Below are 17,302 nucleotides of genomic sequence, written 5' to 3'. Positions count from 1 at the left end.
TCAGCGCGTGAGGGCCGAAAGGGCGAGATCGGCGACCGCGTGCATGCTGTCGCGGCTCGAACCGCGTCGGGCCATCACGCGCAGGCCCGAAGTGGTGCTGAGCAGGTACTCCGCCACCTCGGCGGGGTCCAAGCCGTCCCGGAGGCTCCCGTCGAGCACGCCTTCGCGGACGCACTCGGCGAACATGGTCAGGTTCCGGTGGGTGTCGGCCCGCAGCGCGGCGCCCACTTCGTCGTCGGGCACCCCGAGTTCGGCCAGGGTGTTGACCACCAGGCAGCCGCGGCGGTGCTCTTCGAGGTCGTCTTCGATGGCGCCGCGCAGGACCGCGTCGAGCCGCTCGGCCGCGGTGCCCGGCCCGTCGAGGATCGCCTGGCGCTTGTCGAGCTGGGTGCTGGTGTAGTGCGCCAGCGAGCGCCCGAAGAGCGCTCGCTTGCTGGTGAAGGTGTTGTAGACGCTGCTGCGGCCGAGTCCGGTGGCGTCGCACAGGTCCTGGGTCGACGTCGCTTCGTAGCCGCGTTCCCAGAAGGCGTGCATCGCCTTCTCGACGGCGGCGGTCTCGTCGAACTCCCGTGGCCTGGCCATGGGGGAGACTGTACCAGAGTTTTAGACTGATCGATTCATAATGGGCCCGAGTCGGCGTGCGGGCCGCCACATCGGCAAGATGACGGGGTGGGATACGACGCGTTGCTGTGGCTCTCGTTCGGCGGTCCGGAAGGGCCCGACGACGTCATGCCGTTCCTCGAGAACGTGACCAGGGGCCGCGGGGTGCCGCGCGAGCGGCTGCTGGAGGTCGCCGAGCACTACCAGCACTTCGGCGGGGTTTCGCCGATCAACAAGCTGAACCGCGACGCGATGGCCGCCGTCGGGAAGCAGCTCGCGGCGGCCGGCATGGACCTGCCGGTGCACTTCGGCAACCGCAACTGGCACCCGATGGTCGAAGAGACCCTCGCTTCCCTGACGGCGGAAGGCGCGAAGCGGGTGCTGGTGTTCCCCACGAGCGCGTACGGCGGCTACTCGGCGTGCCGCCAGTACGACGAGGACATCGAGCGCGCCCGCGCGTCCGTCGGGGCCGGCGCCCCCGAACTGGTGAAGATCCGCCAGTTCTTCGACCACCCGCTGTTCGTCTCGGCGGTCGCCGACGGCGTGCGCGCGGCCCACGCGTCGCTGGGCGACGAGCCGGGGATCCGCACCGTGTTCACGGCGCACTCGGTGCCGGACAGCGCCGATCGCGCCTCCGGCCCGCCCGCGGAGGGCGGCCGCCGCTACTCGCGCCAGATCGCCGAGGCGGCTCGCCTGGTGGCGGCCGAGGCGGGCATCGGCTCCTACGACGTGGTGTGGCAGTCCCGGTCCGGGCCCCCGCAGGTGCCGTGGCTGGAGCCGGACATCGTCGACCACATCGACGCGCTGCACGAGGCGGGGGTGCCGGGCGTGGTCGTCTCGCCGATCGGGTTCGTGTCCGATCACCTCGAGGTGATCTGGGACCTGGACAACGAGGCGGCGGACCGCGCGGCCGAGCACGGGATGAAGTTCGCCCGCGCGGCGACCGCGGGCAGCGACCCGCGGTTCGCTGAGCTGGTGGTGGAGCTGATCCGCGAGCACACGCACGGCGTCGAGCCGCGCAAGCTGTCCCCGTTCCCGGCGGCGGGCTGCACGCTCAACGGGGCGCCGTGCGCGATCGGCTGCTGCGAACCGGCGAAGCGCCCCAACCGCTGACCCATCACCCACGCCCCGCCCCCTCCCGCAGCAGGCTCGTGAGTGAGAAACAGTGTTCTAACCCTGTTTCTCACTCACGAGAGCCGCGGCAGAGCACCGGGCCGGGGTTGGTGCTGCGGGAGCTCAGCCTTCGCGGGCCGTCTGCTCCGCGAACACCCGCACCGCCTCGTTCACCGCCGCGCAGCGGGCCGTCCGGACCGCGTCCGACAGCGGCCGCAGCGCCTGGGCGCGCAACGTCGAAGCCGACGCCGACAACGCTCCGCCCGGGTCGTCCGAGGACGCGATGGCCAGGATCGCCGCGATCTCCTCGGCTCGCTGCAGCACCCGCAACGCGCGCCCCGGTGTCCCGGCCGGCCAGTCGACGTCCGGCCGCGACCGCAGGTGGGCCGACAGCTCCGCGCGCACACCCGGCCGGTCCGAGGCCACGTCCAGGGTCTGCAACGCCCCCGCGCTGGCCCGGATCGCGTCGGTCAGCCCGTGCTCGGCCTCGCCGAGCGCCACGTACTCCGGCGCCGTCGGCGACGTCAGCGAGTAGACCGTCCAGCGCACCAGGCCTTCGGCGATCGGCTCCGGCACCAGACCGAAGCCGAGCTCGGGGAGCACCAGGGCGTCACCCGCGCGCAACGCCGCCTCGGTGAACGGACCACCGCCGCCGAGGCCGCGGACGTCGCCGGGAACCGGGAGAACCAGCTGGAGGGATTTCGCTCCTTGCGAACGCAGCGCCATCAGCAGCTGGACCGGGGTGGCCGCCCGGTTGAACGCCAGCGGCAGCGCGAACGCCTCGGCCGCGGCCGCGTCGGCGGCCACGACGTCGTGGGCCTCACCCCACGCGAGCAGGGCATCGAGGACATCGTCGGACGCGGCGGCCCCGTTGAGCCACGCGCTCGACCAGACGGCGAAAGTCGCACTGGGACGGCACACGACGCCCTATTTTACCGGTCCGGCGGGCAACGCAGCAGCGCGCCCACGCTGGAGCCGCTCCACATCGACGCACCGCCGATCCGGCAGTAGCGTCGAGGAGGTGAACGCTGTTCCAGACGCTCTTCCCCGCACCGCCGGGGCCCTGCGCGCGGCCGGGTACGAGCCGCGCCCGATCGCCCGAGAGATCCACGACAACCTGCTGACCGCCCTCAAGAACGGCGAGGACGCCTGGCCCGGCATCGTCGGGTTCTCCCGCACCGTGCTGCCGCAGCTCGAACGCGCGCTGCTGGCCGGCCACGACGTCGTGCTGCTCGGCGAACGCGGCCAGGGCAAGACCCGCCTGCTGCGCACCCTGGCCGGCCTGCTCGACGAATGGACGCCCGTCATCGAGGGCTCCGAGCTGGGCGAACACCCGCTGCAGCCGATCACGCCCGCGTCGATCCGCCGCGCCGCCGAACTCGGCGACGACCTGCCGGTGGCCTGGCGCCACCGCTCCGAGCGCTACACCGAAAAGCTCGCCACGCCGGACACCTCCGTCGGCGACCTGATCGGCGACGTCGACCCGGTGAAGGTGGCCGAAGGCCGCAGCCTCGGCGACCCCGAGACCATCCACTTCGGGCTGGTCCCGCGTGCCCACCGCGGCATCGTCGCCATCAACGAGCTGCCCGACCTTGCCGAGCGCATCCAGGTCGCGCTGCTCAACGTGATGGAGGAGCGGGACATCCAGGTCCGCGGCTACACGCTGCGGCTGCCACTGGACGTCCTGCTCGTCGCCACCGCGAACCCCGAGGACTACACCAACCGCGGCCGGATCATCACCCCGCTGAAGGACCGCTTCGGCGCCGAGATCCGCACGCACTATCCCCTGGACGTCGAGGCCGAGGTCGCCGTCGTCAAGCAGGAGGCCAACCTCGTCGCCGAAGTCGGCGAGCCGCTGCTGGAGGTGCTCGCCCGGTTCGTCCGGAACCTCCGGGAATCCACGGTGATCGACCAGCGCTCCGGCGTGTCGGCGCGGTTCGCCGTCGCCGCGGCGGAAACCGTGGCGGCCGCGGCCCTGCGGCGTTCGGCGCTGACCGGGGAGGAGCCCGCCGTGGCGCGCCCGGTCGACCTCGACGCCGTGCCGTCGGTGCTGCGCGGCAAGATCGAGTTCGAGCCCGGTGAAGAGGGCCGCGAGATCGAGCACCTCGTGCACCTGCTGCGGATGGCGATCGCGGAGACCGCACGCGACCGGTTCGCCGGTCTCGACCTGCGGCCGCTGGCCGACGCGGTCGGCGAGGGCCACCTGGTGGCCACCGGCGAGCGCGTGCCGGGCAAGGACGTCCTCGAAGCCCTGCCGGAACTGCCGGTGCTGCACGAGGTCGCCCAGCGCGCCGGCGTCGCCGCCGACGAGCCCGCCGGGCGGATCGCGGCCGCCGTCGAACTCGCCCTCGAGATGCTGTTCCTGTCGCGAAGGCTCGCGAAGGACTCCGACGACGCGACGACCGTCTACGGCCGATGACCGCGGTCCCGCTTCCCGACGGCTACTCCTACGGCCCGTGGCACGACGGGCCGGACCCCCTCGCGCCGCCGGCCGACCTGCGTGACGCGCTCGAGGAGATCGGCCAGGACGTGATGGCCGGCGCCTCGCCGCGGGCCGCGCTGGAGGAGATGCTGCGGCGCGGCACGAACCGCACCGCGGGTCTCGACGAGCTGACCCGGCGCCTGTGGCAGCGCCGGTCGCAGATCCAGCGGCGCAACAACCTCGACGGCACCCTCCAGGAGGTCCAGCGCCTGCTGCAGGAGGCCCTCGACGCCGAGCGCCGCGAGCTGTTCCCGGACCCGGACGACGACGCCCGCTTCCGGGAAGCCCAGCTCGACGCGCTGCCGCCGGGCACGGCCGCGGCCGTCAACGAGCTCGCGAACTACGACTGGCGCTCCGAACAGGGCCGGGAGAACTACCAGCAGATCCGGGACCTGCTCGGCCAGGAGCTGATGGAGTCCCGGTTCCAGGGCATGAAGCAGGCGCTGCAGAACGCCGGGCCCGAGGACGTCGAGCGGATCAACGAGATGCTGGGCGACCTCAACGACCTCCTCGAAGCGCACGCCCGCGGCGCCGAAGACATCCAGCAGCGCTTCGAAGACTTCATGGGCAAGCACGGCGAGTTCTTCCCGGAGAACCCGCGCACCGTCGAAGAGCTGATCGATGCGCTGGCCGAGCGGTCGGCGGCCGCCCAGCGCATGCTGAACTCGATGTCGGCGGAACAGCGCGCCGAACTCGCCGAGCTGACCCAGCAGGCCTTCGGCGACCCGCGCCTGGCCCAGCAACTGTCCCGGTTGGACAGTCAGCTGCAGGCGGCGCGGCCGGGCGAGGACTGGACCGGGTCAGCGCGCTTCCGCGGCAACAACCCGCTGGGCATGGGCGAAGGCGCCCAGGCCATGCAGGACCTCGCGGAGCTGGACGCGCTGGCCGAACAGCTCGGCCAGTCCTACCCGGGCGCGCGGCTGGAGGACATCGATCTGGAGGCGCTGGAGCGCCAGCTCGGCAGGGACGCCGGCGTCGACGCCCGCCGGCTGGCCGAACTGGAGCGCGAGCTGCGCCGCCAGGGCCTGTTCGAGCGGGCCGCCGACGGCTCGCTCCGGTTGTCCCCCAAGGCGTTGCGGCGCCTCGGCGAGACGGTGCTGTCCGACATCGTGAACGCGTTGCGCGGCAAGACCGGCGAACGCGAGACCGAGTCGGCGGGCGCGGCCGGCGAGCCCACCGGCGCGTCGCGGCCGTGGCGGTTCGGGGACATGCAGCCCTGGGACGTGCCGCGGACCATCCGCAACGCGGTGCTCCGGTCGGTGTCGGTGGGGGAGCGGCAGGTGCGCCTCGACGTCGAGGACGTCGAAGTGGTCGAGACCGAGCACCGGTCCCGCGCGGCGGTGGCGCTGCTGGTCGACACGTCGTGGTCGATGGTGTCGGAAGGGCGCTGGTTGCCGATGAAACGCACGGCGCTCGCGCTGCACCAGCTGATCAGCACCCGCTTCCGCAACGACGCCCTGCAGCTGATCACCTTCGGCCGCTACGCGCAGTCGATGGAACTGCCGGAGCTGGTCGGCCTGGAGGGGGCCTGGGAGCAGGGCACCAACGCCCACCACGGGCTGCTGCTCGCCGGGCAGCACCTGCGGCGGCACCCGGACGCCCAGCCGGTGGTCCTGATGGTCACCGACGGCGAGCCGACGGCCCACCTGGAACCCGACGGCGAGGCGGTCTTCGACTACCCGCCCCAGCCGCGGACCCTCCACAAGACACTGTCCGAAGTGGACCGGCTGGCCAAGCTGGGCGCGTCGATCTCGGTGTTCCGCCTCGGCGACGACCCGCGGCTGACGTCGTTCGTGGACCTGATCGCGCGCCGGTCGGGTGGCCGGGTGGTCGCCCCGGACCTGGACGGCCTCGGCGCGGCGGTGGTGGGCGACTACCTGCGCACCCGCCGATAGCCGCCGCACCCGCTCGTGAGTGGTAAGGCGGGTTCTAACCCGCCTTACCACTCACGACACGGTGGGCCCTCCGAGCCGGGCGCGGACGGCGGCGATCACCTTCTCCGTCTGCGCCCGCAACGCGGCGAGTCCCGCCTGCTCGTCGGCCGAGCCGACGTAACCCGCCAAGTCCGCCCGGACCCCCTGCTTCCAGACGGCCGAGACCTGCCGGGTCGCGGTGATGTCCTCGTCGGGGCGTCCCGCGACCAGCACGAGGTCCGCGCGCAGGCCCGGCCGGATTCGGCCGCGGTCGGCCAGCCCGAACACGTCGGCGGGCCGGGCCGTCGCCGCGGTGAGTGCCGCGGACGGCGAGAACCCGGCCGCCACCAGGTGGCCCAGCTCGCGGTGCAGGCTCGCGCCGTGGACCGTGCCCGGGTTGGGCGCGTCCGTTCCGGCCAGGACCGGCACGCCGGCCTCGTGCAGCCGCCGCGCGTTGTCGCGCGCGGCGGCGAAGTCCGGCAGCTGTGGTGGCAGCCACCGCTGCGCCTGCCGTTCGAGGACCGCGCACCACGCCGGCCCCAGCCGGGAGACGAGCGCGGGCTCGTCGAGCAGCGAGCCACCGGGAAAGCCGTCGGCGATCGACAGCGTTGCGATCACCGCGACCCCGGCCGCGGCGATCGCGGCCACCTGGTGCGCGGACAGCGCGTCGAACGGCACGTGGGCCAGCACGTCCACGCCGGTGGGCAGCAGGTCCACGGCCGCGCGGGCGGTCGACACGTGCGCGGCCACCACCAGGCCGGCCGCGTGCGCGGCCTCGGTCAGCGCGGCGATCGTCGGCACGTCCAGCGACGGCATCGGCATCGGGCCACCCCTGCCGTCGTCGTAGAGGACCTTGAGGTGCGCCGCCCCTTCGGCGATCCGGTCGGCGACGAACCGCTCGGCGTCCCGCGGGCCCGTCACGGTCGGAAACGGGGCGTACATCAGGCTCGGGTGCCCGCCCGGCGCCGTGGCCCCGATGCTCGAAGACCGCACATCGGCGGCACCCGGTCCGGCGGCCAGGGCCTCGGCGACCGTGTCCGGCTTGCTGAACATGTCGAGCACGGTGGTGACGCCGAACGTGAGCGCCTGCCGGGGCGCGCCGGGCAGCAGGTGCACGTGGGCGTCGATCAGCCCGGGCAGCAGGGTGCCGCCGCGGGCGTCGACGTGCTCGTCGCCCGGCCGGAGCAGGGTGGCGTCCCCGATCGCGGTGATGCGGCCGCCCTCCATCCGGACAGCGGTCAGGGCGGTGAGGCGCTCGCCGTCGAAGAGGCGCGCGCCGGTGATGGTCGTGGTCACGAGCGTCACGGTAAAAGTTGACATCGTGTGAAGGTCAACTTCTAAGCTGACCGGATGCAGTACTCGATCAGCCAGGTCGCGAAGGCGTCCGGCGTCTCGGCGCGGATGCTCCGCCACTACGACGCGATCGGCCTGCTCACCCCCGCGTCGGTCACGGCGAACGGCTACCGCTGGTACGGCAGGCACGAACTGCTGCGCCTGCAGCGCATCCTGCTGCTGCGGCGGCTCGGGCTCGGCCTGGCCGAGATCGGTGCCGTGCTCGGCGACCAGGTCGACGAGGTGGCCGCGCTGCGCGGGCACCTGGCCCAGCTCGAGCAGGAGCGGCGGCGCCTCGACCGGGTCATCGCGACCGTCGAGGAGACGATCACCGACCTGGGCCACGCCCGGATCCACGATCCGGAGCGTTTCTTCGCCGGGCTGCGCAAGGACGGCACCGCCATGCGGCAGCAGTACCGCGAGACGTTCGGCGAGGGCGCCGCGGCGGTCTTCGACACCGCCCGGGCCGCCCAGGCGGGACTCACCGCCGCGGACTACGAGCACGCCGCCGCCCGCAGCGCCGCGCTGTTCCGCCGGCTGGCCGCCGTCATGCGCTCCGGCGCCGCGCCGGAGGATCCCGCCGCGCTCGACGCCGTCGCCGAGCACTACGAGTCCGTGAGCCACTTCTGGTCGCCGACCGCCCCGGCCTACGCCGCGATGGGCGAGCTGTACCTGAACGATCCCCGGCAGCGGGAGCTGGCCGAACGAGCCGATCCGGACCTGCCGTCGTGGCTCGCGCGCGCCATCGGGGCCTACGCGCGAGTGAGGCTCGTCCCACCGCTTGGGAAGGCTTGAACGCCGGGCAATTACAGTCGGGGGTATGCAGACTTGGTCATCGGTCGACGTGCCCCGCATCCCCGGCACCCCCCGCCCGCTGCGGCTCCACGACACGGCCACCGGGCAGATCCGCCCGACCGCTCCCGGCGCCACCGCCCGGATGTACGTCTGCGGCATCACGCCCTACGACGCGACGCATCTGGGGCACGCCGCGACGTACCTGGCCTTCGACCTGGTGAACCGCATCTGGCGGGACAACGGGCACGACGTCCACTACGTGCAGAACGTCACGGACATCGACGAGCCGCTGCTGGAGCGGGCGGCGCGCGACAAGGACGACTGGGTCGTGCTGGGCATGCGCGAGACGGCGCTGTTCCGCGAGGACATGACCGCGCTGCGGGTCCTCCCGCCGCGGCAGTTCGTCGGCGCCGTCGAGAGCATCCCGGAGATCGTCGAGGTCATCGCGAAGCTGCTGGCCAACGGCAGCGCCTACCGCGCGGACGACCCGGAGTTCCCCGACGTCTACTTCGACCACGCGGCGACCGGGCGGTTCGGCTACGAGTCGAACTACGACGCCGAAACCATGGCGAAGTTCTTCGCCGAGCGCGGCGGCGACCCCGACCGCGCCGGCAAGCGCCACCCGCTGGACGCGCTGCTGTGGCGCGTGGCCCGCGAAGGCGAGCCGTCGTGGGAATCCGAGCTCGGCCCGGGCCGTCCGGGCTGGCACATCGAGTGCAGCGCGATCGCGGTCAACCGGCTGGGTCTCGGCTTCGACCTCCAGGGCGGTGGTTCGGACCTGATCTTCCCGCACCACGAGTACAGCGCGGCGCACGCGGAGGCCGTCGCCAAGGACGGCCAGTTCGCCCGCCACTACGTGCACGCGGGGATGATCGGCCTCGACGGCGAGAAGATGTCGAAGTCGCGCGGGAACCTGGTGTTCGTCTCGCGGCTGCGCGCCGACAAGGTCGACCCGGGCGCGATCCGGCTGGCGCTGTTCGCCGGCCACTACCGCGACGACCGCCCCTGGACCGATCAGCTGCTGGCCGACGCCGAAGCCCGGCTCGCGCGCTGGCGGGAGGCGGTCTCGCTGCCCACCGGACCGGCGGCCGAAGACACCGTCCGGCGGCTGCGCGACCACCTGTCCGACGACCTCGACACGCCGAAGGCCCTGGCCTCGGTCGACGCGTGGGCGAACGAGGCACTGCGCCGCGACGGCAACGACCCGACGGCGCCGGGCCTGGTCCGCGACGCCGTCGACGCCCTCCTCGGCATCTCCCTCTGACGTCCGAGGGGGCACTTTCCCGTGAAAGTGCCCCCTCGGTCGTATAACGGCCTATACCGCGGCGGGACGGCCGCCGGCCAGCTCCAGGTGGTCACCGGACCAGTCCCGGCGCAGCCACCGGTCGTGGGAGGCGATGACGACCGCGCCCGGCGCCGTCTCCAGTGCCGCGAACAGCTCTTCCGCCAGCGTCAGCGAAATGTGGTTCGTCGGCTCGTCGAGCAGCAGCACGTCCGGCGGGTCGGCGAGCAGGATGGCCAGGGCCAGCCGCCGCCGCTGGCCGACCGACAGCGCCCCCACCGGCTGCCGCAGGTCCCGGGACGCCAGCAGGCCGAGCCGGCTCAGCGGGGGAGCGTCCTCGCCGAGCGTGTCCCGGTAGACCCGGACGGCGGTGCGCTCCGGTGAAGCGAACACGACGTCCTGCTCCAGCAGGCTTACCCGGACCCCCTGTCCGAAGTGGACCGTCCCGGCCGCGGGTGCGAGCCGCCCGGCCAGCACCGACAGCAGCGTCGACTTCCCGGCGCCGTTCCCGCCGGTGACGAGCAGCCGGGCCGAGCCGCCGACGTCCAGCCGGGGCAGGCTCAGCCGGCCCGGAACCTCCAGTGACCGCACCGAGATCGCCGGGCCGTCGCCGTTCGCGCGGCCGGTGAGGTCCGCCTGGAACCGCAACGGCGCCGGCGGCTTGCGCACCTGGTCGCGTTCCAGCTTCTCCAGGCGCTGCTCGGCGTCGCGCACCCGCCGCGAGATCGTCTTCTGGACGCGGGCGCCCTTGAACGCGTGGATGAACTTGTCGTTGTCGCGCGGACCCCGGCCATAGGCGACGTTCCGCGCGGTGACCGCGACGGTTTCCCGCAGCTCCTTCAGCTCCTCCTGCTCCTCGGCGTAGCGCTGCTCCCAGCGCGCCCGCTCGGCCTTCTTGTGGCCGAGGTAGTCGGTGTAGCTGCCGCCGTAGCGGACCGCGCCGCCGGCCTGCCGGTCGGCCGCGGCCGGGTCGAGGTCGACGATGTCGGTGCAGACGGCGTCGAGAAACACGCGGTCGTGCGAGGACAGCACCACGATCCCGGTCAGCTCGGTGAGGTGGCGTTCGAGGAACTCCATCGCCGCGTCGTCGAGGTGGTTGGTCGGCTCGTCGAGCAGCAGCGTTTCCGGCTGCCGGACCAGCAGCGCGGCCAGCCCGAGCCGGGACCGCTGCCCGCCGGAGAGCGTGCCGAGCCGGCGGCCGGGTTCGAGGCCGCCGAGACCGAGCCCGTCGCAGACGAGCTTGGCGCGGCGGTCGGCGTCCCACAGGTCGTGGGCCTGGGCCCACTCCAGCACCCGGCCGTACTCCTCGAGCACGGCCGCGTCGTCGGGCCGGTCGGCCATGGCCGCGGTCAGCTCGTCGAGCCGGGCCGCGGCGGCGCGGATCTCGGCGAGTGCGTCGTCGAGCACGTCGGCGAAGGTCGCGTCCATCGGGAACGGCAGTTCCTGCAGCAGGAACCCGACGTCCGGGCCGCGGAGCACCTCCCCGGAACGCGGTTCTTCAAGCCCGGCGAGCAGCCGGAGCAGGGTGGACTTGCCGGTGCCGTTCTCGCCGACCAGGCCGAGCCGCTGGCCGGCCGACGCGGTGAGGGAGACGCCGTCGAGGACGACGCGGGTGCCGTAGCCGAAGACGACATCCTTGGCCTGCAACGGAAAAACGGGAGACATGTGCGATCACCGAACCCTGGGGGAAGAAGCGGGATCCCGGCCGGGCGTCGTGGCACGCGGGAGCGTCGGCTCGACCGGGTGCCGCCTCAGGCGGGATGGGCGCGGTTCAGTTCCTCATAGTGGAACCAGGTTAACGCAACAACCGTAGAGTTAGTCAACTCGATATGGCCTGGGTCACATCGGGCAGCTCGCCGGTCGACCGTTCCGCGGCCGCGGTGCCGTCGGTGAGGAACTCGAGCAGGGCCGTCAGCTGGCGGCGGTCGAAGCGGGCGAGGCGCTCGCCGACGAACCGCGCCATCGGCGCGTACAGCTCGGCGAGCTCGGCCATCCGGTCGGGCAGCGGGCGCACGACGAGCCGTCGCCGGTCGGCGGGATCGGGCGCGCGTTCGGCGAGCCGGTGGCGCTCCATCCGGTCGAGCAGCCGGGTGAACGCGCCCGTGCTCATCCCCAGCAGCCGGGCGAGTTCGGACGGGGAGTCGCTGACGCCGCCGTGGAGCAGGTGCAGGCAGTGCAGCTCGGTCGGGGTGACGCCCATCCGCTCGGCGACCGCCGCGTGGAAGAGCGCGGTCGAGCCCACGAACCGGGGGAGGGCGAGAGCGGCGGCGGTGGCGAGTTCGCGCTGGTCGGGCAACGTCCATCCAAGTTCGGTCACGGCGCAGTCACTGCCTCGTGCAGTCACTGCCCCGCGAACGATAGCGGAACCGCTTGACAAAGCCGCAGGCGGGACAAACCATGAAAGGGAACTTTCGAAATGATCCTTTCAGATAGGGCGAGCGATGGCCGAGCTGCCGCCGCGCAAGCGGATCGAAGACGTCGAGCTGTTGCGCGCGCTGGCGCACCCGCTGCGGTCGGCGCTGCTGAACCACCTGACCGCCGTCGGCCCGCGCACCGCCAGCGAGTGCGCCGAGGCGGTCGGCTCGACGGCGTCCAACTGCAGCTGGCACCTGCGCCAGCTCGCCCAATACGGCCTGGTCGAGCGGGTCGACGCCGAGGACGGCCGCGAACGGCCGTGGCGCGCCCGGCAGGTCGGCCTCGAGCTGGGGGACCTGGCCGAAGACCCGGCCCACCGGGCCGCGCAGCTGGGCGTGGTCGGCGCGACGCTGACCCACGAACAGGAGCTGACCCAGCGGTACCTCGACTCCCTCGACGACCTCGACCCGCCGTGGCGGGCCGCGGCCGGGCTGTCGACCTACGCCCTGCGCGTCACCCCGGCGGAGCTGACCCGGCTGACCGAAGCGATCGACGCGCTGGTCCGCCCGTACATCGGCGCCATCCGGAGCGACGCCCCCGCCGACGCCCGCTCGGTGCACGTCGGCCTGCGCGCGTTCCCGCGCATCGAGCACTCGGGGAAGGCGGAGGAATGAACCGGCTGCTGGGGGTGCCCGGGTTCGCGCGGCTGTGGGTCGCCGCGTTCTTCGGCGAGACGGCCGAGTGGATGCTGCAGGTGGCGTTGCCGGTCTACGTCTTCCAGCGCACCGGCTCCGCCGCGACGACGGCGCTGAGCATCGTGCTCGGCCTGCTGCCCGCGGTGCTGCTGAGCCCGGTGGCCGGGGTCGTCGCCGACCGGTGGAACCGCCGCGCGGTGCTGTTCGGCGTCTGCGTCGGGCTCGCCGTCGTGGCGCTCCCGCTGGTGGCCGAGCCCGGCGTCAGCGTGGTGTACGCGGTGATGGCCGCCCAGGCGGCGCTGGCGTCGGTGTTCGAACCCGCGCGCAACGCGCTCGTGCCGGAGCTCGTCGGCGTCGCGGACGTGACCGCGGCGAACGGCCTGATGAGCGTCAACGGCAGCGTCGCCCGGCTGGCCGGCGGCTGGGCGGGCGGCGCCCTGCTCGGCTTCGGCGGGCTCGCCGACGTGATGATCGGGTACCTGGCCGTCCTCGCCGTGGCCGCGGCGCTGCTGGCCAAGCCGTTCCGCCGGGTCGCCGCCCCGGCGGCGTCGCCCGCGCGGGAGCCGGTGGTGCGGGCTTGGCTCGACGGCCTGCGCGAGCTGACCCGCAACCGCCGGCTGCGGCGCACCGGGCTGGCGCTGGTGTTCACGTCGCTGGCCCAGGGCATGTTCCTGGTGCTGTTCGTGGTTTACGTCCTCGACGTGCTCGGCGGCAGCGAAGCCGACGCGGGCCTGCTGCGCGGGGTGCAGGCGATCGGGGGCCTGGTGGCCGGGTTCGCCGTCGCCACCGTGGCGCGGCGGGTCGCGCCGGCCGCGCTGCTCGGCTGGGGCTCGGTGGTGCTGGGCCTGCTGTCCGCGGTGATCTGGAACCTGTCCCTCGTGACGACGGCGCTGGGGCTGTACGCCGGGCTGTTCGCCCTGGCCGGCGCCCCGGGCGTGGTGGTCGGCGCCGGGGTGCTGTCGGAGATCCAGAGCGCGGTCGCGCCCGAGCGCGCCGGGCGGGTGCTGAGCACGACGTTCGCCGCCGTGGCCACCTGCACCACCGCCGGCGCGCTGCTGGCGGGCGCGCTCGTCGCGACGACCGGGCCCGCCGTGCTGCTGAACGTCCAGGCCGGCGTCTACGTGCTCGCCGGGGTGCTGATGCTGCTCCCGCGCCGCGGGTGGACCCGGCAGCCGGTGTGGAGGTACCGGGCGGCGCCGTCGCTGAAGTCGTAGAACGCCACCGTCCGGGTGTCCTCCAGGGGATCCGCCGACGGCATTAGGAAGTGCGTGGGGCTGGCCGGGAGCAGTTCGTACCGCAGGCGGCCGGGCTTCCCACCGCGAAGGGATCCGCAGGTTTGGCATAGGTTCTCCGGCCACGGTGGTTACGGTGGAGGGGTGCCGCACCTCTTCGCCACCAGCGACCTCCACGTGACCCACGAGGGCAACGGCCCGATCCTCGACTCGGTCGTCCCGGAAACCCCCGAAGACTGGCTGCTCGTCGCCGGCGACGTCGCCGAGCTGGCCGAAGCCACCATCGGGACGTTGAAGACCCTGCGCAGCCGGTTCGCGAAGGTCGTCTGGGTACCGGGCAACCACGAGCTGTGGACGACGAAGAACGACGACTGCCAGCTGCGCGGGCAGGCCCGCTACGAGCACTTGGTCGAGCGGTGCCGCGAAATCGACGTCCTGACGCCGGAAGACGAGTTCCCGGTCTGGCGGCACGGCTCGCGGCCGCTGACGATCGCGCCGCTGTTCCTGCTCTACGACTACAGCTGGCGGACCCCGGACGCGGAGGGCCAGTCGCTGGAGGAGGCCCTGCGGCAGGCCCGCGAGGCCGGGGTGGTCTGCACGGACGAGTACTTCCTGTACCCCGACCCGTACCCCAGCCGCCAGGCGTGGTGCGAGGACCGGCTGAAGATCAGCACCGAGCGCCTCGACGCCATCCCGGAGGACCACGGCACGATCCTGATGTCGCACTGGCCGCTGCACCGGCACCCGACGGCGCCGCTGTACTGGCCGGAGTTCGCGCTCTGGTGCGGCACGACGAAGACCGAGGACTGGCACGTCCGCTACCGCGCGGAGATCGCCGTCTACGGGCACCTGCACATCCCGCGCAGCACCGAGGCCGACGGCGTCCGGTTCGAAGAGGTCTCGCTGGGTTATCCGCGCGAGTGGCGGAAGCGGGCGCGGGGTGCGGTGCCGATGCGCCGGATCCTGTGGCCGTCCTGATCCTGCGTGCCGCTGCGCAGTGAATGACTCATTCCTGGCGTCCGACGCCAGGAATGAGTCATTCACTGCACTCGGGGGCCGGGTGTCATGGTTGCTCGCGCCGCCGCTCCCTGAGCGCGCGGACCCGCCCGCGGCTGGCGCAGGCGGGGGCGGGACACCACCGCCGCCGACCGCCCGGATCGGCGAACACGCCGCGGCAGTCCTGCTCGGGGCAGGCCCGCAGGTCCGCCCGCAGCGGCCCGGTGAGCCAGTCCGCGGCCTGGTGCGCCAGCCGCCCGAGTGCGTCGGCGGTGGTCGCGGGAGCGCTGCGGTGCAGGCGGTCGAGGGCGGCGAGGTGGACCGGCTCGGTCTTGAGGAACGCCGTCAGCGGGGTCACCTGGTCGGCTCGCGGCGCAAGCCCGTCGACCGCGCCCAGCGCGAGTTCGCGCAGGCTCTCGCGGAGTTCACGGGCCGCGCGCAGGTCGGCGTCCGTGACGGGGGCGAGCGGGGTCAGCTCGGAGGCGGCCAGCCAGTCGCGCAGCCGGTCCACGGTGGGCAGGCGCTCGACCGGCCGGGCACCGAAGTGACGGCCGCGGGTGGCCAGCAGGTTCAGCCAGGGCGCGCCCATGTCGAGGCGGAAGTCTTCGGACACCTCGCCATCGTAACGGCTGAGGCGTTACACTCGACGACGTGACTGGGGAACCCAAGGTCCGGACGGTGCTGGGCGACATCGATCCGGCCGAACTCGGCGTGACGAACGCGCACGACCACCTCTTCTTCGCCTCGAAACTGCTGCCCGGCCAGGAGCTGGACGACCCGGCCGAGGCCGCCCACACGCTGCTCGAGTTCAAGTCGCGGGGCGGCGCGGCACTCGTCCAGTGGACGCCGTACGGCCTGACCCGGCGCACGCGCGAGCTCGCCTGGATGTCGGAGGAGGTCGGGGTGCACCTGGTCGCGGCCACCGGCCTGCACCGCGCGGAGCACTACGCCCCGGTCATCCTCAGCCGGGTGATCGACGATCTGGTCCGGGAGTTCGTCGCCGACCTGACCGAGGGGACGCAGCCCGCCGACCTGCCCGACGAGCCGCGGACCGGCCCGCGGGCCGGACTGGTCAAGGTGGCCGGCGCCTTCCACACGATCGACTCGCACGCCCGGCTGACTATGACCGCCGCCGCGGTCGCCCACGAGGAGACCGGCGCGCCGATCGCGGTGCACCTCGAACTCGGCACGGCGGCCCTGGAGGTGGCCGAACTGCTCTGCGGCAAGCTGGACGTCCCCCCGGACAAGGTGATCCTCGGGCACCTGAACCGGAACCCGGACCCGCGGCTGCAGCGGGAGATCGCCGAGACCGGCGTGTTCCTGGGCTTCGACGGCCCTTCGCGGGCCAACCACGCCACCGACCCGCAGCTCTTCGACGGCATCGAGGCGCTCGTCGAGGCCGGGCACGGCGGGCAGATCCTGCTCGGCGGCGACACGACCACCGCGGCCGCCCGCAACCAGCCGGGTGCGGCCTACCTGCTCACCACCCTGGCGCCGCGGCTGGCCAAGCAGCTCGGCGGCGACGTCGTCACGGCCATGCTGGTGGCGAACCCCGCGCGGGCGTTCGCCACCAGCTGGCGCAAGTGACTCACCGCAGGCCGAAGCCTTCCTGCCCGCCGCCGCGGCCGCGGCGGCGCAGGTAGCGCTCGAACTCGGCGGCGATCTTGTCGCCGCTGACGTCCTGCTCGGCGACCTCGCTCTGGGCGTCGCCGCGCTCTTCGAGGCTGCGGACGTACTCGCTGATCTCTTCGTCCTCGTCGGCCATCTCGCTGACCGTGCGCTGCCACTCCTCGGACTGCTCGGGCAGCGCGCCCAGCGGGATCTCGACGTCGAGGATGTCCTCCAGCTTGTGCAGCAGCGCCAGCGTCGCCTTCGGGGACGGCGGGTGCGACACGTAGTGCGGCACCGCGGCCCAGATCGACACCGCCGGGATGCCCGCCTGCACGCAGTAGTCCTGGAGGATGCCGACGATGCCGCTCGGGCCCTGGTAGTTGTTCAGGTCGAGGCCGTAGAGCGACGCGGTGTCCTTGTCGTACGCCGTTCCGGTGACCGGGACGGGCCGGGTGTGCGCGGTGTCGGCGAGCAGCGCCCCCAGCGTCACCACCGTCGCGACGTCGAGCTGCCGGATGTGCTCCAGCAGCTCCGCGCAGAACGCGCGCCACCGCATGTTGGGCTCGGGGCCCTGGACGAGGACCACGTCGCGGTCGAAGCCGTCGGGGCGGCACACCGACAGCCGCGTCGTCGGCCAGTCCACCCGTCGAGTGACGCCGTCCACCATCCGGACGGTCGGGCGGCTGACCTGGAAGTCGTAGTAGTCGTCGGGCTCCAGTTCCGCCAGCGGGGTGGCGTCCCAGTTCAGCTGCAGGTGCTCGACCGCCCGGCTGGCCGCGTCACCTGCGTCGTTCCAGCCTTCGAAGGCGACGACCATCAACGGTCGGGTGGGTTCGGGGCGGCCGCCGGGCGGCCGCGGGGTCTCGTCGACGGGCTCACTCACCGGACCAGCCTAC

16 protein-coding genes are annotated in these 17,302 nt (G+C 73.1%); 9 read left to right on the top strand and 7 right to left on the bottom strand.

Going from position 1 to position 17,302, the window contains the following annotated elements:
- Complete coding sequence (locus tag ACFPLC_RS37950) at nucleotides 1-582, bottom strand: TetR/AcrR family transcriptional regulator (RefSeq protein WP_378199224.1); 582 nt, start codon at nucleotides 580-582, stop codon at nucleotides 1-3.
- An 87-nt stretch (nucleotides 583-669) separates the two neighbouring features.
- Between ACFPLC_RS37950 and ACFPLC_RS37945 the strand changes: the two genes are divergently transcribed.
- Complete coding sequence (locus ACFPLC_RS37945; protein ID WP_378199222.1) at nucleotides 670-1,713, top strand: ferrochelatase; 1,044 nt, start codon at nucleotides 670-672, stop codon at nucleotides 1,711-1,713.
- Nucleotides 1,714-1,836: 123 nt separating this feature from the next.
- Here ACFPLC_RS37945 and ACFPLC_RS37940 read toward each other — a convergent pair whose 3' ends face one another.
- Nucleotides 1,837-2,634, bottom strand: coding sequence for a hypothetical protein (locus tag ACFPLC_RS37940; protein ID WP_378199219.1), 798 nt, complete (start codon nucleotides 2,632-2,634; stop codon nucleotides 1,837-1,839).
- A 100-nt stretch (nucleotides 2,635-2,734) separates the two neighbouring features.
- Here ACFPLC_RS37940 and ACFPLC_RS37935 point away from each other — a divergent pair, with 100 nt between their 5' ends.
- Both ACFPLC_RS37935 and ACFPLC_RS37930 read left to right on the top strand, forming a co-directional pair.
- Complete coding sequence (locus ACFPLC_RS37935) at nucleotides 2,735-4,132, top strand: ATP-binding protein (protein WP_378199216.1); 1,398 nt, start codon at nucleotides 2,735-2,737, stop codon at nucleotides 4,130-4,132.
- Nucleotides 4,129-6,090, top strand: coding sequence for a hypothetical protein (locus tag ACFPLC_RS37930; protein WP_378199213.1), 1,962 nt, complete (start codon nucleotides 4,129-4,131; stop codon nucleotides 6,088-6,090). Before ACFPLC_RS37935 ends, ACFPLC_RS37930 begins: the two co-directional genes overlap by 4 nt.
- A gap of 51 nt (nucleotides 6,091-6,141) precedes the next feature.
- Here ACFPLC_RS37930 and ACFPLC_RS37925 read toward each other — a convergent pair whose 3' ends face one another.
- Nucleotides 6,142-7,404: an amidohydrolase family protein gene (locus ACFPLC_RS37925; RefSeq protein ID WP_378199210.1), complete on the bottom strand. Its 1,263-nt coding sequence runs from the start codon at nucleotides 7,402-7,404 to the stop codon at nucleotides 6,142-6,144.
- Between the two features lie 54 nt (nucleotides 7,405-7,458).
- Here ACFPLC_RS37925 and ACFPLC_RS37920 point away from each other — a divergent pair, with 54 nt between their 5' ends.
- Together ACFPLC_RS37920 and mshC are read left to right on the top strand one after the other, a co-directional pair.
- A complete protein-coding gene (locus ACFPLC_RS37920; protein WP_378199208.1) occupies nucleotides 7,459-8,235 on the top strand; it encodes a MerR family transcriptional regulator in 777 nt (258 codons plus the stop codon).
- A gap of 25 nt (nucleotides 8,236-8,260) precedes the next feature.
- Nucleotides 8,261-9,499, top strand: coding sequence for a cysteine--1-D-myo-inosityl 2-amino-2-deoxy-alpha-D-glucopyranoside ligase (mshC, locus tag ACFPLC_RS37915; protein WP_378199205.1), 1,239 nt, complete (start codon nucleotides 8,261-8,263; stop codon nucleotides 9,497-9,499).
- Nucleotides 9,500-9,550: 51 nt separating this feature from the next.
- Here the strand turns inward: mshC and ACFPLC_RS37910 are convergent, their stop codons facing one another.
- A complete protein-coding gene (locus ACFPLC_RS37910; RefSeq protein ID WP_378199202.1) occupies nucleotides 9,551-11,182 on the bottom strand; it encodes an ABC-F family ATP-binding cassette domain-containing protein in 1,632 nt (543 codons plus the stop codon).
- A 154-nt stretch (nucleotides 11,183-11,336) separates the two neighbouring features.
- On the bottom strand, nucleotides 11,337-11,813 hold the full coding sequence (locus ACFPLC_RS37905) for a MarR family winged helix-turn-helix transcriptional regulator (RefSeq protein ID WP_378199517.1): 477 nt from the start codon (nucleotides 11,811-11,813) through the stop codon (nucleotides 11,337-11,339).
- A gap of 145 nt (nucleotides 11,814-11,958) precedes the next feature.
- Between ACFPLC_RS37905 and ACFPLC_RS37900 the strand changes: the two genes are divergently transcribed.
- The 3 genes from ACFPLC_RS37900 to ACFPLC_RS37890 all read left to right on the top strand — a co-directional run bounded on the left by ACFPLC_RS37900 (nucleotide 11,959) and on the right by ACFPLC_RS37890 (nucleotide 14,777).
- Nucleotides 11,959-12,546: an ArsR/SmtB family transcription factor gene (locus ACFPLC_RS37900; RefSeq protein WP_378199199.1), complete on the top strand. Its 588-nt coding sequence runs from the start codon at nucleotides 11,959-11,961 to the stop codon at nucleotides 12,544-12,546.
- Nucleotides 12,543-13,781 carry an MFS transporter gene (locus tag ACFPLC_RS37895; RefSeq protein WP_378199196.1) on the top strand — a complete coding sequence of 413 codons (1,239 nt, stop codon included), beginning with the start codon at nucleotides 12,543-12,545 and terminating at the stop codon, nucleotides 13,779-13,781. The genes ACFPLC_RS37900 and ACFPLC_RS37895 overlap by 4 nt, the downstream gene beginning before the upstream one ends.
- A gap of 162 nt (nucleotides 13,782-13,943) precedes the next feature.
- Nucleotides 13,944-14,777 carry a metallophosphoesterase family protein gene (locus ACFPLC_RS37890; protein WP_378199193.1) on the top strand — a complete coding sequence of 278 codons (834 nt, stop codon included), beginning with the start codon at nucleotides 13,944-13,946 and terminating at the stop codon, nucleotides 14,775-14,777.
- Nucleotides 14,778-14,862: 85 nt separating this feature from the next.
- Here the strand turns inward: ACFPLC_RS37890 and ACFPLC_RS37885 are convergent, their stop codons facing one another.
- Nucleotides 14,863-15,408, bottom strand: a complete 546-nt coding sequence (locus tag ACFPLC_RS37885; RefSeq protein ID WP_378199191.1) for a CGNR zinc finger domain-containing protein — start codon at nucleotides 15,406-15,408, stop codon at nucleotides 14,863-14,865.
- A gap of 38 nt (nucleotides 15,409-15,446) precedes the next feature.
- On the opposite strand from ACFPLC_RS37885, the gene ACFPLC_RS37880 reads away from it, so the two are divergent.
- On the top strand, nucleotides 15,447-16,382 hold the full coding sequence (locus tag ACFPLC_RS37880; protein ID WP_378199188.1) for a phosphotriesterase family protein: 936 nt from the start codon (nucleotides 15,447-15,449) through the stop codon (nucleotides 16,380-16,382).
- 1 nt (nucleotide 16,383) lies between these two features.
- On the opposite strand, the gene ACFPLC_RS37875 is transcribed toward ACFPLC_RS37880, so the two are convergent.
- Nucleotides 16,384-17,289, bottom strand: a complete 906-nt coding sequence (locus ACFPLC_RS37875; protein WP_378199185.1) for a PAC2 family protein — start codon at nucleotides 17,287-17,289, stop codon at nucleotides 16,384-16,386.
- Nucleotides 17,290-17,302: the final 13 nt, after the last annotated feature.

Source organism: Amycolatopsis plumensis, from assembly GCF_042652605.1.
GTDB classification, from domain to species: Bacteria; Actinomycetota; Actinomycetes; order Mycobacteriales; family Pseudonocardiaceae; genus Amycolatopsis; species Amycolatopsis plumensis.
Note: the sequence above shows the minus strand (reverse complement) of the source record. Positions and strands in the feature narration are given on the sequence as shown.